This window comes from Kribbella jejuensis, from assembly GCF_006715085.1.
GTDB classification, from domain to species: Bacteria; Actinomycetota; Actinomycetes; order Propionibacteriales; family Kribbellaceae; genus Kribbella; species Kribbella jejuensis.
This window is the reverse complement of the sequence record NZ_VFMM01000001.1, coordinates 3,770,081-3,785,664: the sequence shown is the minus strand read 5'-3', so window position 1 is coordinate 3,785,664 and position 15,584 is coordinate 3,770,081. Positions and strand designations below refer to the sequence as shown.

Genomic DNA, 15,584 nt, shown 5'->3' with positions numbered 1-15,584 from the left:
TCAGTTCCCGCCTGAGCCCCGCTCAGACGCGCTCACGACACCCACTGTTCACCCACACTTGTTGAGCCGTCAGGGGCCCTTTCAGGGCCATTTGAGAACGAGATTGTGGGGCTGAGGGTTTGCGTCGTGATCGTTCTGTTATACAGTCGTCGGCGGTTCGGTAACCAACACGAATCGCACACGAGTCAACGCCGAGCTCCGCCAGGCTCGTGTGCTCCCCTCGAACAACCATGGCGGAGGTGGGGGACCCAGGAAGTTGGGTCTCGACCGTGAGTGGTCGAAACCCTGGGGTGAAGTCCGCGGGAGCGGACCGGGCTATGAATCCCAGCCCGAACCCGACAGCTAACTTCACAGGCGTCGGGAGACAACCATGCCCGTCACTGCCCGACGGACGCCGCTTTCGCGCGCCGTCAACGCTGAGTCCAGTACTGACCGGCCGACCGGCCGGACCCTGGCGAAGCACCGCCGCTCCTCCCGTCCGGGGACTCCCCGGGCCGCAGCCGCCGTCCTCTCGGTCGGCCTCGCTGTCGGTGGTGGAGCCGCACTCAGCCTGACCACGACCGCCGCCCCGGCGTCTGCCTCGACGACCGCCATGACCGCCGCCCAGCAGCGCGGTCACACCAGCATCCCGAGCCGGCCCCTCCTCCGGCTCGGCGACTCCGGCCCGACCGTCAAGTACGTCCAGAAGGCCCTGCACCTGGGTCCGGACGGGTACTTCGGCAGCAGCACCGTCCGGGTGCTGAAGAAGTTCCAGGCGTCCTGGGGCCTGAAGGCCACCGGTACCACGGACAAGAAGACCTGGGGCCGGCTGACCTGGGCCGCGAAGCACAAGGTGCTCTACGGCAACCACGGCGCCTCGAGCGGTACGACGACGTTCCGGGCCAAGGTGCTCCGGGAGGCCGCCAAGCTCAAGGGCACGCCGTACCGTTACGGCGGCACGACGACCCGCGGCTTCGACTGCTCCGGCTACACCGGTTACGTCTACAAGTACGCCGGCAAGAAGCTGCCGCGTACGGCACGCCAGCAGTACGCCGCGACCAAGCACATCAGCCGCAGCGCCGCGAAGCCCGGCGACCTGGTGTTCTTCCGCAACGGTGGCGGCGGTGTGTACCACGTCGGCATCTACGCCGGCGGCAACATGCTGTGGCACGCCTCGAAGCCGGGTCGCCCGGTCGCGAAGGCGAAGATCTGGACCAGCAGCATCGCCTTCGGGCGGGTCTGAGTCCTGACCGGCCGGCGCCCATTCTGCCTGTACAGGCAGTCCCCAAGCGGGCGCCGGGCGGTCGTCAGCGTCCCTCCCCGGCACGCTGACCCGAAACCGGTTCGAGCCGTCGATCCCCCACCCCTCCGACGGCCGGACCGGTTTCCTTTTGTCCGGCACCGCTCACTAAGCTGACCGGCGTGAAGCGCCTGACCGTGGGGTTCTGGGTCGTCACGGTGGCGTTGGAGACGTACGGCACGATGCACGCGATGTCCGCCAAGGCACAGGCGAACGGGAAACCTTTCTGGCGCGTGCTCTTCTCCGGCCAGGAGTTCTTCATCTGGCACGGCGCCCCGGGGTGGTACTACCCGGTGCTGATCGGGACCACGGTTTTCACCGGAGCCCTCACCGCCGTGTACGTCTTCTCGCGCGAACAGCGGACCTAGCCGTCGAGCAGCCCTGCTTCGTACGCCAGGATCGCCACCTGGACGCGGTTCGTCGCGTCGAGTTTCACCAGGGCCCGGGAGACGTGCGCCTTCACGGTCGCCTCGCTCATGAACAGCTTCCGGCCGATGTCGGCGTTCTGCAGGCCGCGGCCGACCTCGATCAGCACCTCTCGCTCGCGTTCGGTCAGCTTGGCGATCCGCTCCTGCGCGGCGCGCTTGCGGTCGGCCCGCGGGTCGCCGGCGAAGTGCCCGATCAGCCGCCGGGTCACCGCCGGCGACAGCATTGCGTCTCCGGCCGCGACCACCTTGATCGCCTGCACCAGTTCGCGCGGCGGCGTGTCTTTCAGCAGGAACCCGCTCGCCCCCGCCTGCAACGCCCGGAACACGTAGTCGTCCAGGTCGAACGTCGTCAGGACGACGATCTTCGGCGGGTCCGGCAGCGCCTGCACCTCGCGGGTCGCGGCCAACCCGTCCAGCCGCGGCATCCGGATGTCCATCAGCACCACGTCCGGGTGGTACTCCTTGACCATCGCCGCCGCGTCGGCGCCGTCCTCGGCCTCGGCGACCACCTCGAGGTCGGGATCCGACTCGAGGATCATCTTCAGCCCGGCCCGCACCAGCGCCTCGTCGTCCACGATCAGCAGCCGTGTCATCGTTCTCCTTCGTCCACGAGCACTGGCTCGCTGTCCTGCCGATGGTCGTCCCACGGTATCCAGGCCTCGACCCGCCAGCCGCCGTCCGGCGTCGGCCCGGTGGACAGCCGGCCGCCGGTCAGCTGCACCCGCTCGCGGAGCCCGACCAGCCCGGCGCCCGCTCCTGGCAGCAGTGAACCAGCAGCCACCGGCCGTACGTTCGTCACCCGGACCGTCACGCCGGCGCCGCGCGCACCGTGTACTTCCACCTCGGTCGCCGCACCGCGGGCATGCTTGTGGACGTTCGTCAGCGACTCCTGCACGATCCGGTAGACGGTCCGCCCGACCAGTACCGGTACGTCGTCCGGCAGTGCACCGGCGTACCCGACGGTCACGCCCGCGTCCCGCGAGGCGGTGATGAGGCGTTCCAGGTCGGACGCCTTCGGGATCGGAGCCAGGTCGGCGCCGGCCACGCTGACGTCGGAGCGCAGTACACCGAGAACTTCGCGAAGGTCCTCCATTGCCTGCCGGGCCGTCTCGCGGATCAGCCGGGCCGAGCCCTCGACCTTGTCCGGGCCGACCGTCGGGTTCACCTCGAGGCCGCCGGCGTGCAGCGCGATCAGCGAGACCTTGTGGGCGAGTACGTCGTGCATCTCCTGGGCGATCCGGGCACGCTCGCCGAGCCGGGCCTGCTCGCTGCGTAGCTCTCGTTCTGCTTCGGCGCGCTCGGCGCGGTCCCGCAGCGACGCCATCAGGTCGCGGCGCGCGCCGACGTACGCGCCGACCGCGATCCACGTGCCGACGATGAAGGGCCCGGTGAAGACGGACACCCAGACCTGGTTGTTGTTGCCGAGGCCGTTCAGGATGTACGCCGCGTACGCCGCGAGGCCCAGGATGGCCAGCGCGTAGTCGCGGCGGCGGATCGACAACGTCAACAGGGCAAGGCCCATCGGGACGAAGATTCCCCCGGTGAGCATCGCGAACACGGCGACCACGGTGACCGTGACCGGGAACCGCCGGCGCCAGAACAAGGCGCCCGAGGCAACGATCCCGGCGCCCAGCACGTACCAGTCCTTGGGGCTCCAGCCGCCTCCGCCCGAGGCGGCCTGGGCGACGATGGACAGCAGGCTGAACCCGACGTACAGGATGTCGCGCAGTCGCGGGGCATACCTGGCCCACCAGGCGTACCACTCGCGCAACCGTCGCATTCCGTCACTGTAGTTCGGCCGGCGACGCGATCGCGTCCCCCTTCCGGGTAGGTTCCGGCGCGGAACCGGCAACTTTCGTAGGGGGTCGGAGCAGCCGGTCGTCCGATGTGCGGAGGGGGTCCCGGACGGTTGACTCGACGTCATGATCACCGTCGAGAACCTGACCAAGCGCTACGGCAGCACCACGGCTGTCGAGGACGTGTCCTTCACTGTCCAGCCGGGCAGCATCACCGGCTTCCTCGGACCGAACGGCGCCGGCAAGTCGACCACGCTGCGGATGCTGACCGGGCTGACGCCGCCGTCCTCGGGCACCGCCAGCATCACCGGCAAGCGGTACGCCGACCTGCTGAACCCGGGCCGCGTGGTCGGGGTGATGCTGGACGCCGCCGCGCAGCACCCGGGCCGGACCGGCCGCGAGACCCTGCTGCTGAACGCCAGTCTCCTCGGGGTGCCGAAGACGCGCGCCGACGAGATGCTGGAAGCGGTCGGCCTCAGCCATGCCGCGAAGCGCCGCGTCGGTCAGTACTCGCTCGGTATGCGCCAGCGGCTCGGCATCGCGAGCGCTCTGCTCGGCGACCCCGCCGTACTGATCCTCGACGAGCCCGCGAACGGCATGGACCCGGAAGGTATCCGGTGGATGCGCGGGCTGCTGCAGGACTTCGCGGCTCGCGGCGGCACCGTGATCCTGTCCAGCCACCTGCTTGGTGAGGTGCAGGCGACCGTCGACCGGCTGGTCGTGATCGGCGGCGGCCGGATCGTTGCCAACGGCTCCTTGGACGAGCTGCTCGCCGGTTCCGGCACGCTCGTCCGCGGCCTCGACCCGGCCGGGCTGCGCGAGGCGCTGACTCTCGCCGGCCTGCAGGTCGAGCCGGCCGGCGACAGTCACGGCGGCGCGCTGCGCGTCGACGCCACCGCCGAGCAGGTCGGGCGCGCCGCCGCCGCTGCCGGCCAGATCCTGCTCGAACTCCGCCAGAGCGACGGTGCCGGCCTGGAGGACCTGTTCTTCCAGCTCACCGCCACGCCCGCCGCCGCCTGATCACCCACCTTCTTGGAGACCTGAAATGACCACCGTGACCGATGTCGCGCCGGCGACGAACGCCAAGCACCGCACCGAGGTGGCGACCAGCCTGCCGCCTGCCCGCGGTCAGTCCTTCCTCAAGCTCGTCACGATCGAGCTCCGCAAGTCCGTCGACACCCGCAGCGGCCGAGTGCTGATCGCCGGGATCCTGCTGATCGCGATCGCCGCACTGACCTGGCAGGCGACCCACCTGCCGTCCCGGGGCGCCGGGTTCGACGGGTTCCTCGGCGCCGCGTCCAGCGGCGTGATGCTGTTGCTGCCGGTGATCGGCGTGATGGCGATGACGTCGGAGTGGACCCAGCGGACCGCGCTGACCACGTTCACGCTGTCGCCGCGGCGGGTCCGGGTGCAGTTGGCGAAGTTCGTCTCAGCGGTCGTGCTGAGCGTGGTCGTGATGACCGGGGTCGTCGCGGTGGCGCTCGCTGCCACGGCCCTCACCGGTGCCCTCACCGACCGCACGATGTTGTACGCCGGCCTCGGCGGGCAGCTGCTCGGGGCGTACCTGACCGTCGCTTTGAACGTCGTGATGGGTGCCGCGTTCGGTGCGGTGATCCCGCAGACCGCGGTCGCGATCCTGGCGTACTTCATCGCGCCGACCGCGTGGTCGCTGGCCGGGCCGGCGCTGTTCAAGGACAACGCGAACTGGCTCGACGTGTTCGGGGCACTCGGCCGGATCGCGGAGCGTGACCTGCACGGAATGGTGCCGGAGACGCTCACCGCGGTGGGGGTCTGGATCGTCCTGCCGACCGTCGTCGGACTGTGGGCAAGCTCACGTCGCGAGGTCAAGTAGCAGGCTGCGGACGCGGCGGGGTGGGCCGGATTCGAGGGGATCGGCCCACCCGCCGGGGCCGTGATCGGACCTCTCGAAGGCCGGGCGAGGGGGCGGTGCGTGTGTCGGTCCGCCGCTCCGGGTATCCTTGAACCACGATTACTGACGACTGATCCGTGGGCGCCACGCAGCGTACCCGGTTGACTTGTGCGAGGGGGTCGACGCTATGGGGCGCGGCCGTGCAAAGGCCAAGCAGACGAAGGTCGCACGCGACCTGAAGTACCGCACCTGGGACACCGACTTGGACCAGCTCAAGCGAGAGCTGTCCGGCGGAGACCAGGGGGGCGACCGTTCTGCCAACGGCGACAACGACGGCGACGACTACGACGCCGACGACTACCACCCCCGTCGGTAAGCAACAGCCCGGCTGAGCTGCTCAGGCGCCCTTCCGGGTGGCTGAGCAGTTCACCGTGCGCCGACGTGTAGCAACCACACGTGCACCACCTGTGACGGGTCCGCGGACCCAGCAGCCCGAGGCGTCGGACGGCTGGATCGGGATCCGTTCCCAGGTGGGCGCGGTGCAGTACTCGGCGCGCTGCCGCCGTACCCGACGGCCGCAGGTGCCCGCCCATAACAGTGGCCGTACCCGGGCCGGCGCTGGCCGTCGTGCTAGTGGGCGTAGCTGCCTTCGAGGGTGACGGTGCCGCCTGGTGCCGCGGTGACCTCGCCGCAGACCCAGGCGGGGATGTCGCGGGCCGCCAGCGCCTGGATCGCGGCGTCGGCCGACGACGGGTCCAGTACGGCGACCATCCCGGCGCCCATGTTCAGCGTCTTCTCGAGCTCCGGCAGCGCGACGTCCCCGAGCAGCCCGACCAGGCCGAAGATCGGCGCCGGCGTCCACGTCGACCGGTCGATCCGGACGGACAGCTGCTCCGGGATGACCCGCGCCAGGTTCGCTGCGAACCCGCCCCCGGTGATGTGCGACATCGCGTGCAGCGGCCGGTCGTCGCCGCCGTTCAGCTCCTGGATCAGCTCCAGGCAGTGCTTCGCGTACACCCGGGTCGGCGTCAGCAGCACCTCGCCGAGCGACGCACCCAGCTCGGGCACGGTGCGGTCGAGCGCCCACTTGGCCCGGTCGAAGAACACGTGCCGGACCAGGCTGTACCCGTTCGAGTGCAGTCCCGACGACGCCATCGCCAGTACGACGTCACCCGCACGGACCCGCTCCGCGCCGAGCACCTCGTCCGCCTCGACCACACCGGTCGCCGCGCCGGCCACGTCGTACTCGTCCGCCTCCAGCAGTCCCGGGTGCTCCGCCGTCTCGCCGCCGACGAGCGCCGTACCGGCCTCGACACACGCCTCGGCGATGCCCTTCACGATCTGCGCGATCGTCTCCGGCACCACCTTGCCGGTGCAGATGTAGTCGGTCATGAAGAGCGGCTCGGCACCACAAACGACCAGGTCGTCGACGACCATCCCGACCAGGTCGAACCCGATCGTGTCGTGCTTGTCCAGCTTCTGCGCGATCGCGACCTTGGTCCCGATCCCGTCCGTCGAGGTGGCCAGCAGCGGCCGCCGGTACGACGTCAGCGCGGTCGCGTCGAACAGCCCGGCGAACCCGCCGAGCCCGCCGACCACCTCCGGACGGGTCGCCTTGGCCACCCACTCCTTCATCAGCTCGACGGCCCGGTCACCGGCCTCGATGTCGACCCCGGCGGCGGCGTAGCTCGCGCCTTCGCTCACTGTTCTTCTCTTCCTGTCGCGGTCCTGTACTACGGGCGGCTCAGGGCATCGGCGGCGCCGGCCCCACCCGCCACCGTGGCGAGTCCGTCGACGTCGGTCCGCACCGGGTCCTCGAGCAGGTGCTTGCCGAGCTGCTCGGGGTCCGGCAGCGCGACCGGGTACACCCCGTCGAAGCACGCCCGGCAGAGCCGGTCCATCGGCACCGTGGTCGCCTCGACCAGACCGTCCAGGCTGATGTACCCGAGCGAGTCGGCGCCGAGCGAGCGGCAGATCTCCTCGGTGTTCAGCCCGTTCGCGATCAGTTCGGCGCGGCTGGCGAAGTCGATGCCGTAGAAACACGGCCACTTCACCGGCGGCGCGGTGATCCGGACGTGGATCTCCCTCGCACCGGCCTCGCGGAGCATCCGGATCACGGCGCGCTGGGTGTTGCCGCGGACGATCGTGTCGTCGACCACGACCAGGCGCTTGCCCTCGATCACTTCGCGCAGCGGGTTCAGCTTCAGCCGGATGCCGAGCTGACGGATCGTCTGGCTGGGCTGGATGAACGTCCGGCCGACGTACGCGTTCTTCACCAGGCCGGAGCCGTACGGGATACCGGACTCCTCGGCGTACCCGATCGCGCCCGGCGTACCGGACTCGGGGGTCGCGATCACCAGGTCGGCCTCGGCCGGGTGCTCCTGGGCGAGTTTGCGGCCGATCTCGACCCGGGTCGAGTAGATCCGCTGGCCGGAGATCTGGGTGTCGGGGCGGGCCAGGTACACGAACTCGAACAGGCAGCCCTTCGGGTCCGGCTCGGCGAACTTCGTCGAGCGGAGGCCCTCGGCGTCGATCGCGACGATCTCGCCCGGCTCGACCTCACGGATGAAGGAGGCACCGACGATGTCGAGGGCGGCGGTCTCGCTGGCGATCACCCAGCCGCGCTCCAGCCGGCCCAGCACCAGCGGGCGGATGCCCTGCGGGTCGCGGGCGGCGTACAGAGTGTTCTCGTCCATGAAGATCAGGCTGAACGCGCCCTTGACCTTCGGGAGGATCCGGGCGGCGGCCTGCTCGATGGTGAGGTCGGGGTAGCCGGCCAGCATCGAGGTCAGGATGTCGGTGTCGCTGGAGGCGCCGTGCTTGGCGTTCGCCTTCGCGTGGTCCACCTCGGCGTCCAGACCGAGATCCAGCTCACCCTCGCCGTTCAGACTCGCGGCGAGCTCGCTGGTGTTGGTCAGGTTGCCGTTGTGCCCGAGCGCGATCGAACCGGTCGCGGTGGACCGGAACGTGGGCTGGGCGTTGGCCCAGACGCTCGACCCGGTCGTCGAGTACCGGCAGTGGCCGATCGCGATGTGGCCCCGGAGCGAGGCCAACGTCGCCTCGTCGAAGGCCTGACTGACCAGGCCCATGTCCTTGTAGACCAGGATCTGGCTCCCGTTACTGACCGCGATCCCCGCCGACTCCTGCCCCCGATGCTGCAAGGCGTAGAGCCCGAAGTACGTCAGTTTGGCAACCTCTTCACCCGGCGCCCAGACCCCGAAGACGCCACACGCGTCCTGCGGACCCAGATCCTGCGGGTCGAGTTCATGAGTAAGCCGACCATCGCCACGAGCCACACGAGCAGTCTACGGGACGGCAACTGGGCCGAAGACCAGCTACTCCCAGCAGACCCCACAGACCCCACCGCCGGTCTCGGCGCCGGCAGACGGCGAGCCTGCAGGGGCTACTGCAGCGGCGGTCAGCAGCAGCACCGATCCGATGACAGTCAGCAACGTCTTGATCACAGCTCGACCTTTCGAAATCATTCCGGACCCGACCTACCTGTCCTTTTTGTCGACGCTGTCTGTATATGGTCGGTTCCGACAAAGTTCTGGAGGAGAGGGATCGTGCTGGAGCCGCTGGGGGTGGACGAAGCCACTTTCGCGGTCTATCACGCCCTGCTCAGCCACCCGGACAGTACGCCCGAACAAATAGCAGCGCTAGTTGATCGGCCGACGAGCGAAGTCCTCGAGCTCATGGACAAGCTGCGCCGGCTGGAACTCCTGGTCCCGACCTGGACCAACCCCGACGGCGAACACGCGGTCCACCCGCGCGTCGGCCTGACCGGACTGGCGGAGCGGCGCCGCACCGAGCTGAACAAGGCGCTCGGCGAACTCCGGGAAGCCGAGGCGTCGGCCGAGGTCATCGCCGAGCAGTACAACGAGCTGCTCACGTCACGAAGCAGCGGCGACGTGGAGGTCCTCAGAGGCCGCGCGAACGCTTCGCGGCGGATCGAGGAACTCGCCATGAAGGCGAAGGAGACCTTCTGGGGCCTGATCCCGGCGCACTTCGACGACAGCGTCCCGAAGTCCGAGCGATCGCCCGACTTCGAGCTGCTCGAGCGCGGCATCAAGCTGCGCACTCTGTATCTGCAGAGCATGACTGCCTCGAAGCCCGCGGTGGAGTATGTCTCGACCATGCACCGGCTCGGCGGCGAGGTCCGGGTCACCCCCACACTCCCCATGCGCCTGCTGATCTTCGACCAGGAGATCGCGGTGATGCCGATGGACCCGGAGAACCCGACCGCCGGCGCGGTGATCCACCGCACACCTGCTGTCGTGTCGGTAGCCCTCGCTCTGTTCGACGCGTACTGGTCCCGCGCCACCGAACTGTTCGACGCCGACGACCGCGACGACGAGACCCCGCTCACCCCGCACGAGTCCGAAGTACTCCGCCTGCTGGCAGGCGGCGCCAAGGACGAGCAGGTCGCCCGTCTGCTGGGCATCTCGCTGCGCACCGCCCGCCGCATCACGGCCAACCTCTCCGAACGCCTCGACGCCGCCAGCCGCTTCGAACTCGGCGTCGCAGCCGCCAAGCGCGGCTGGGTCTGACGGTCAGACCGTCTTCAGCGCGGACAGCAGTTTGGTGAGGGAGTCCCTGGCGTCGCCGAACAGCAGCGTGGTCTTCGGGTCGTAGAGGAGTTCGTTCTCGATGCCGGCGAAGCCGGGGCGCATGGAGCGTTTGAGGAAGATGACTCGTTGGGCCTCGTCGGCGTTCAGGATCGGCATGCCGTAGATGGGGGCCGACGGGGTGTTGCGGGCGGCCGGGTTGACGACGTCGTTGGCGCCGACGACCAGGACGACGTCGGTGGTCTTGAAGTCGCCGTTGATGTCGTCCATTTCGCGGAGTTGTTCGTACGGGACCTGAGCCTCGGCGAGCAGCACGTTCATGTGGCCGGGCATCCGCCCCGCGACCGGATGGATCGCGTAGTCGACCTTGACGCCACGCGACTGCAACTCCTCGACCAGGTCGCGCAGCGTGTGCTGCGCCTGCGCGACGGCGAGCCCGTACCCCGGCACGATGATGACCTTGTTCGCGTACCCGAGCAGGATCGCGACGTCTTCCGGACCGCCCGAGATCACCGGTCGGTCCGACGCCGTACCCGCGCCCAGCGTCGACCCGCCGCGGACCGCGCCGAAGAGGATGTTGAACACGGACCGCCCCATCGCGTCCGCCATCAGCTTGGTCAGCAACGTACCGGCCGCGCCGACGAGCGTGCCCGCCACCAGCAGCAGCGTGTTGCCGAGCACGTAACCGCCCGCCGCCACCGTCAGACCGGTGAAGGCGTTCAGCAACGAGATGACGATCGGTACGTCGGCACCGCCGACCGGCAGCACCAGCATCACACCGATCGCGAGACCGACCAGGCACAGCAGGACGCCGACCCACACCCGCGGGTCCGACACCAGCCACACCCCGAGCGCGATGCCGCCGACCAGCGATGCGACGAACAGCACCGGCAGACCGGGGAACGTCACCGGCCGCGTCGTCATCAGCTCCTGCAGCTTGGCGAACGTCACCACCGAGCCGCTGAAGCTGATCGCACCGACAAGAATCGTGAACGCCGTCGCGATCGCCGCCACGGTCGCGTCGGCCGACACCTCGCCGAGCTCCAGCAGGGCGACCAGCGCGGCCGCGCCACCGCCGACACCGTTGAACAAGGCAACGAGTTGCGGCATCTGTGTCATCTGCACGCGCCGCGAGCCGATCACACCGCCGATCGTTCCGATGATCAGCGCGATCAGGATCGGCGCCAGGTGGTTCGGCTTGTAGGCGGCGAACGTGATCAGTACCGCGAGGACGGCCCCGGCCGCACCGATCAGGTTGCCGGTCCGCGCGCTGCGCGGCGACGACAGTGCCTTCAGCGCGACGATGAAGCAGATCGCGGAGACCAGATAACCGATCTGGGCCCAGGTCGGGATCACTTCTGCAGCTCCTTCTTGCGAGCCCCCGGACCTTTGAACATCTCGAGCATCCGGTCGGTGACCACGAACCCACCGACCATGTTCACGGTCGCCAGCACGACGGCCAGCAGCCCGACGATCATCACGACCGCCGAGTCCGTGGCGCCGGTGACGATGATGGCGCCGACCAGGATGACGCCGTGGATGGCGTTCGCGCCGGACATCAGCGGGGTGTGCAGGGTCGAGGAGACCTTGCTGATCACCTCGACGCCGACGAAGGCCGCGAGGACGAAGATCGTCAGCAGCGCAATCGATTCACTCATGCCTGCGGTCCTTCCAGAAGCGCGCGGGTCGGCTCGTGCAGGATGCTGCCGTCGTGGGTGACGCAGCAGCCGCGGACGATCTCGTCGTCGAAGTCGGGGTTGAAAGCGGCGTCCCGGGTCATCAACCGGATCAGGTTCGCGATGTTCTGGCCGTACAGCCGGGACGCCGGGCCGGCCATCTGCGACGGTACGTTCGCGCCGCCCCAGACCAGGGCGTCGCCGATGGCCAGTTCGGTACCGGCGACCGAGCCCTCGACGTTGCCGCCCTGTTCGGACGCGAGGTCGACGACGACCGAGCCGGGCTTCATCTGCTCGACCATCGACCGGGACACCAGCATCGGCGCGGTCCGGCCCGGTACGGCGGCGGTGGTGATCAGCGCGTCGGCCGCAGCGACGTACGGCGTGAGTAGTTCACGCTGGAGCTGCGCGCGTTCGGGGGTCATCTCGCGGGCGTAGCCGCCGGGCCCGTCGAGGGTGCCGAGCTCGAGCTCGATCGGGACGGCGCCCATCGACGCGATCTCCTCCGCGGCCGCGGTGCGGACGTCGTACGCCTTGACGACGGCGCCGAGGCGCTTGCAGGTGGCGATCGCCTGCAGGCCGGCGACGCCCGCGCCGAGGACGAGGACCTGGGCCGGCGGGACGGTACCGGCCGCGGTCATGTTCAGCGGGAAGAACCGCGGCAGCCGTTCGGCGGCGACGATCGCGGCCCGGTACCCGGCGACGAGTGCCTGCGAGGACAGCGCGTCCATCGACTGGGCCCGGGAGATCCGCGGGATCAGCTCCATCGCGAACGCGGTCAGCTTCGCCCGGGTGGCCGTCCGGACCACGTCCGGCGGGTTGGTCGGCAGGAACGACATCAGCGCCGTACCCGCGTGCAACCGCTGCAGGCGTTCGCGTTCCAGCGGTTGCACCGAGGCCACGATGGTGGCGGCGTGATCGGCGCCCCAGGCAACCTCGGCGCCGGCCGCGCGGTACTGGTCGTCGGAGAACAGGGCACGTTCGCCGGCGGCCGGCTCGACCGCGACCTCGTATCCGAGCTCGATCAGTTTCGCGACATGTTCCGGCACCAGCGCGACCCGGCGCTCGGCCGGTCTGGTCTCCCGTACGACTGCGATCTTCACTCGCCGAAACCTATGCCAAACACTGGGTCGCCGGAAAGCCTCATGACGACTGCTCGGACAGGTTTCGCAACAACAGGGCCTCGGCGAGGCAGACCTTGCGGAACTCGGCGAGGTGCAGGCCCTCGTCGATGCCGTGCGCGCGGGTGTCCGGGTCCTCGACGCCGGTGACCAGGATGGTCGCCTGCGGGAAGGCCTGCTGGAACTCCGCGATGAACGGGATCGAGCCGCCCATCCCCATGTCGACCGGCTCGACGCCCCAGGCTTCCTGGAAGGCGGAACGGGCCGCTTCGTACCCGGCGCCGCGGGCGTTCACGCTGCAGGGCTGGCCGGTCTGGCCCTCGGTCACGGTGACCTTCGCGCCCCAGGGCGCGTTGTTCTCCAAGTGGTCACGAAGTGCGGCACTCGCCTTCACCGCGTCGTCGCCAGGAGCGACGCGCAGGCTGACCTTGGCCCGGGCCACCGGTACCAACGTGTTGCTGGCCTCGGCCACCGACGGAGCGTCGATGCCGACCACGGCGACGGCGGGCCGGGTCCAGAGCCGGTCGACGAGCGAACCGGAGCCGGTCAGCCGGACGGAGTCCAGTACGGACGACTCGGCGCGCAGCCGGTCCTCCGGGTACACCACGTCGGCGGCGCGGGACGCGTGCAGGCCGTCGACCGCGACGTCGCCCTTGTCGTCGTGCAGGGTCGCGAGCAGCCGGCACAGCGCGGAGAGCGCGTCGGGGACGGGGCCGCCGAACAGCCCGGAGTGGACGGCGTGATCAAGCGTCCGCACCTCGACGTACGCCTCGACCAGCCCGCGCAGCGATACCGTCAGCGCCGGCGTCCCGACTTCCCAGTTGCCGGAGTCGGCGATCACGATCGCGTCCGCGGCCAGCTCGTCGGCGTACTCGTCGAGCAGTTGCAGCAGGGTCGGCGAGCCGATCTCCTCCTCGCCCTCGACGAACACCGTCACGCCCACCGGCAGATCGTTGCCGAAGGCCCGTACGGCGGCGAGGTGCGCGGCGATTCCGGCCTTGTCGTCGGCGGCGCCCCGCCCGTACAGGCGGTCGTCGCGCTCGGTCGGCTCGAACGGATCCGACGTCCATTGCGACACCGGTCCGGTCGGCTGGACGTCGTGGTGCGCGTACAGCAGGACCGTCGGCTTCCCGGCGGGTGCCGGCTTCTTCGCGATCACCGCGGGCGCGCCGTCGTTGCTGCGCACGATCTTCACCTCGAAGCCCTCGGCGTGGAACAGCGCCGCGGTCGCCTCGGCGGACCGCTGGACGTCGGCCGCGCGGGCCGGTTCGTAACTGACCGACGGGATCCGGATGAGGTCCTCGAGGTCGGCACGGACACTGGGCAGAACGCGGTCGATCGCCGCTGACAGATCGCTCATGAGGCCTACGGTACGGCGTCGGTTCGCAAGCTCGACGTCCAGTTGTCCTAGGGCCCGTACTTCGCGGAGTCGAGCACCCAGGTGCGGGTCTTGGCATCGGCCGCCCGGACCTGGACGTGCAGGACGGTGTTGTTGCCGACGAGCTTGTACTGCTCGACGATGCCCGGGCCGGTCCCGCAGCCCAGCTGGAAAGTCGCGGTGTCGCTCTGCACGTTCGAGTCGCGCACCGTGCAGCCTGCGGGCGGCGTGACGGTTCTGGGCACGGCCGGTGTGTTCGCGACTCCCAGGAAGACGCCTTCGGTCGAGGCGTCGGTCTGCCACTTGGCCGTGTTGCTGCTGACCAGGAGCGACTGCCCGTCGGCCACAGCCTTCTGCCCCCAAGCCCGCGGGACCTCAACCGCGAGCTTGCCGTTCTTCACCTCGACAGGGCGAGTAAGGACGTACTGGTAGCCGCCGTAGCCGCCTGCTGCTGCCAGGACTATTGCGGCCAGCGCCGTGAGGACGCCTGCTCGGCGGGAACGCTTGGGTTTGGTGGGGACTGTTTGCTGGTTGGACGGAGCCAGTGCGGTTGCCTGGTCGACAGGTGCGGTCGTTCCGGTCGGCGCGGGCATTTCCGCGGCCGGTACCAGTCGCGCGGGGACCTTGCCGGTGGTGTGGGCCTCACGCAAGGCGTTGAGGAAGCTGTCGAGGTCCGGCCAGCGCTCGTCGCGGTCCGGTTCAAGAGCACGCCGTACGACGACGTCGATCGCGTCCGGTACGTCCTCGCGGATCGTGGTCATCGAGGGCGGCGGCTTCTCGATCTGCATCACCGCACCGAGCGTGGCCACGCCGTGCGGCGCCTGGCCGGTGAAGGCGGCGTAGGCGACGGCGCCGAGCGAGTACAGGTCGGCGCGGTGGTCGAGGCGTTCGCCCATCACCTGTTCCGGGGCGACGTACGCCGGAGTGCCGCCGGGCATGGTGATCCGGGAGACCTCGGCGAGCGACTTGCCCAACCCGAGGTCGGACAGCATCGCGCGGTCGCCGTTCGGGTCGGTGCGGAACAGCACGTTGGCCGGCTTCACGTCCCGGTGCAGGACGCCGCGCGCGTGCAGGTGCTTCAGGCCGCGGCCGACCTGGGTGATGATCCGGACCGCCTCGCCGAACTCGAGCGGGCCGGCCTTGATCCGGTCCGCGAGCGTGCCGCCGTCGGCATACGTCAGCACCATGAACGGGCGGCCGTCGTCGGCCTCGCCGATGTCGTGGACGCCGACCACGTACAGCGAGTCGACCTTGCGCAGGAACCGGCCCTCGGCCAGGAACCGGCGCCGGACGTCCTCGTCCTCGACCCAGTTCTCGGACAGGATCTTGACCGCGACCTCGGCGTCCAGCTGCTCGTCGCGGGCCAGCCAGACGGTCGCGAAACCTCCGGCACCCACCCGGCGGACCAGGGAGTACCGGCCGATCCGGGGTGGCTGGTCCATGGCCCAATTATGCTCGATCCGTCCTG

Annotated in this window: 16 protein-coding genes and 1 riboswitch; of the genes, 6 read left to right on the top strand and 10 right to left on the bottom strand. The window is 69.6% G+C overall.

Annotated elements, in window-relative coordinates:
* Positions 1-179: 179 nt before the first annotated feature.
* A riboswitch (cyclic di-AMP (ydaO/yuaA leader) is annotated at positions 180-371 on the top strand.
* Both FB475_RS18675 and FB475_RS18670 read left to right on the top strand, forming a co-directional pair.
* Positions 371-1,222, top strand: a complete 852-nt coding sequence (locus FB475_RS18675) for a C40 family peptidase (RefSeq protein WP_141857504.1) — start codon at positions 371-373, stop codon at positions 1,220-1,222. (Overlaps the previous riboswitch by 1 nt.)
* 179 nt (positions 1,223-1,401) lie before the next feature.
* Positions 1,402-1,647 (top strand): hypothetical protein, encoded by a 246-nt coding sequence (locus FB475_RS18670; RefSeq protein WP_141857503.1) that lies wholly within the window; start codon positions 1,402-1,404, stop codon positions 1,645-1,647.
* On the opposite strand, the gene FB475_RS18665 is transcribed toward FB475_RS18670, so the two are convergent.
* Both FB475_RS18665 and FB475_RS18660 read right to left on the bottom strand, forming a co-directional pair.
* The gene (locus FB475_RS18665; protein WP_141857502.1) at positions 1,644-2,300 is read right to left on the bottom strand and encodes a response regulator; all 657 of its coding nucleotides are present in this window, start codon (positions 2,298-2,300) and stop codon (positions 1,644-1,646) included. The two genes, FB475_RS18670 and FB475_RS18665, sit on opposite strands and share 4 nt — an antisense overlap.
* Entirely contained in the window at positions 2,297-3,487 is a 1,191-nt protein-coding gene (locus FB475_RS18660; protein WP_141857501.1) for a sensor histidine kinase, read from the bottom strand. The genes FB475_RS18665 and FB475_RS18660 overlap by 4 nt, the downstream gene beginning before the upstream one ends.
* Before the next feature lie 142 nt (positions 3,488-3,629).
* On the opposite strand from FB475_RS18660, the gene FB475_RS18655 reads away from it, so the two are divergent.
* The 3 genes from FB475_RS18655 (at position 3,630) to FB475_RS18645 (ending at position 5,749) form a co-directional block, all read left to right on the top strand.
* The gene (locus FB475_RS18655; protein ID WP_141857500.1) at positions 3,630-4,523 is read left to right on the top strand and encodes an ABC transporter ATP-binding protein; all 894 of its coding nucleotides are present in this window, start codon (positions 3,630-3,632) and stop codon (positions 4,521-4,523) included.
* Between the two features lie 25 nt (positions 4,524-4,548).
* Entirely contained in the window at positions 4,549-5,355 is an 807-nt protein-coding gene (locus FB475_RS18650) for an ABC transporter permease (RefSeq protein WP_141857499.1), read from the top strand.
* Positions 5,356-5,560: 205 nt separating this feature from the next.
* Positions 5,561-5,749 carry a DUF3073 domain-containing protein gene (locus FB475_RS18645; RefSeq protein WP_141857498.1) on the top strand — a complete coding sequence of 63 codons (189 nt, stop codon included), beginning with the start codon at positions 5,561-5,563 and terminating at the stop codon, positions 5,747-5,749.
* Positions 5,750-6,003: 254 nt separating this feature from the next.
* Here FB475_RS18645 and purM read toward each other — a convergent pair whose 3' ends face one another.
* From purM to FB475_RS38140, 3 genes are read right to left on the bottom strand one after another with little or no spacing between them, the layout of a single operon-like run.
* Positions 6,004-7,077: a phosphoribosylformylglycinamidine cyclo-ligase gene (gene purM / locus FB475_RS18640; RefSeq protein ID WP_141857497.1), complete on the bottom strand. Its 1,074-nt coding sequence runs from the start codon at positions 7,075-7,077 to the stop codon at positions 6,004-6,006.
* Positions 7,078-7,106: 29 nt separating this feature from the next.
* A complete protein-coding gene (gene purF, locus FB475_RS18635) occupies positions 7,107-8,669 on the bottom strand; it encodes an amidophosphoribosyltransferase (protein ID WP_141857496.1) in 1,563 nt (520 codons plus the stop codon).
* Between the two features lie 39 nt (positions 8,670-8,708).
* Complete coding sequence (locus FB475_RS38140; RefSeq protein ID WP_272952072.1) at positions 8,709-8,837, bottom strand: hypothetical protein; 129 nt, start codon at positions 8,835-8,837, stop codon at positions 8,709-8,711.
* 102 nt (positions 8,838-8,939) lie between these two features.
* Between FB475_RS38140 and FB475_RS18630 the strand changes: the two genes are divergently transcribed.
* Positions 8,940-9,923 (top strand): helix-turn-helix transcriptional regulator, encoded by a 984-nt coding sequence (locus FB475_RS18630; RefSeq protein WP_238332215.1) that lies wholly within the window; start codon positions 8,940-8,942, stop codon positions 9,921-9,923.
* Between the two features lie 3 nt (positions 9,924-9,926).
* Here FB475_RS18630 and FB475_RS18625 read toward each other — a convergent pair whose 3' ends face one another.
* The 5 genes from FB475_RS18625 to FB475_RS18605 are packed head-to-tail and all read right to left on the bottom strand — an operon-like array spanning position 9,927 to position 15,558.
* Complete coding sequence (locus tag FB475_RS18625) at positions 9,927-11,297, bottom strand: NAD(P)(+) transhydrogenase (Re/Si-specific) subunit beta (protein WP_141857495.1); 1,371 nt, start codon at positions 11,295-11,297, stop codon at positions 9,927-9,929.
* Positions 11,294-11,599 (bottom strand): NAD(P) transhydrogenase subunit alpha part 2, encoded by a 306-nt coding sequence (locus tag FB475_RS18620; protein WP_141857494.1) that lies wholly within the window; start codon positions 11,597-11,599, stop codon positions 11,294-11,296. The genes FB475_RS18625 and FB475_RS18620 overlap by 4 nt, the downstream gene beginning before the upstream one ends.
* Positions 11,596-12,720 carry an NAD(P) transhydrogenase subunit alpha gene (locus tag FB475_RS18615; protein ID WP_141857493.1) on the bottom strand — a complete coding sequence of 375 codons (1,125 nt, stop codon included), beginning with the start codon at positions 12,718-12,720 and terminating at the stop codon, positions 11,596-11,598. Before FB475_RS18615 ends, FB475_RS18620 begins: the two co-directional genes overlap by 4 nt.
* A gap of 40 nt (positions 12,721-12,760) precedes the next feature.
* Positions 12,761-14,098 carry a dipeptidase gene (locus FB475_RS18610; RefSeq protein WP_141857492.1) on the bottom strand — a complete coding sequence of 446 codons (1,338 nt, stop codon included), beginning with the start codon at positions 14,096-14,098 and terminating at the stop codon, positions 12,761-12,763.
* A 47-nt stretch (positions 14,099-14,145) separates the two neighbouring features.
* Positions 14,146-15,558: a serine/threonine-protein kinase gene (locus tag FB475_RS18605; RefSeq protein WP_141857491.1), complete on the bottom strand. Its 1,413-nt coding sequence runs from the start codon at positions 15,556-15,558 to the stop codon at positions 14,146-14,148.
* Between the last annotated feature and the right edge of the window lie 26 nt (positions 15,559-15,584).

Bases quoted from the DNA above. Each gene is read 5' to 3' on its own strand.
- FB475_RS18675 (WP_141857504.1), top strand. From the start codon at position 371: ATGCCCGTCACTGCCCGACGGACGCCGCTTTCGCGCGCCGTCAACGCT.
- FB475_RS18665 (WP_141857502.1), bottom strand. From the start codon at position 2,300: ATGACACGGCTGCTGATCGTGGACGACGAGGCGCTGGTGCGGGCCGGG.
- FB475_RS18660 (WP_141857501.1), bottom strand. From the start codon at position 3,487: ATGCGACGGTTGCGCGAGTGGTACGCCTGGTGGGCCAGGTATGCCCCG.
- FB475_RS18655 (WP_141857500.1), top strand. From the start codon at position 3,630: ATGATCACCGTCGAGAACCTGACCAAGCGCTACGGCAGCACCACGGCT.
- FB475_RS18650 (WP_141857499.1), top strand. From the start codon at position 4,549: ATGACCACCGTGACCGATGTCGCGCCGGCGACGAACGCCAAGCACCGC.
- FB475_RS18645 (WP_141857498.1), top strand. From the start codon at position 5,561: ATGGGGCGCGGCCGTGCAAAGGCCAAGCAGACGAAGGTCGCACGCGAC.
- FB475_RS18620 (WP_141857494.1), bottom strand. From the start codon at position 11,599: ATGAGTGAATCGATTGCGCTGCTGACGATCTTCGTCCTCGCGGCCTTC.
- FB475_RS18610 (WP_141857492.1), bottom strand. From the start codon at position 14,098: ATGAGCGATCTGTCAGCGGCGATCGACCGCGTTCTGCCCAGTGTCCGT.
- FB475_RS18605 (WP_141857491.1), bottom strand. From the start codon at position 15,558: ATGGACCAGCCACCCCGGATCGGCCGGTACTCCCTGGTCCGCCGGGTG.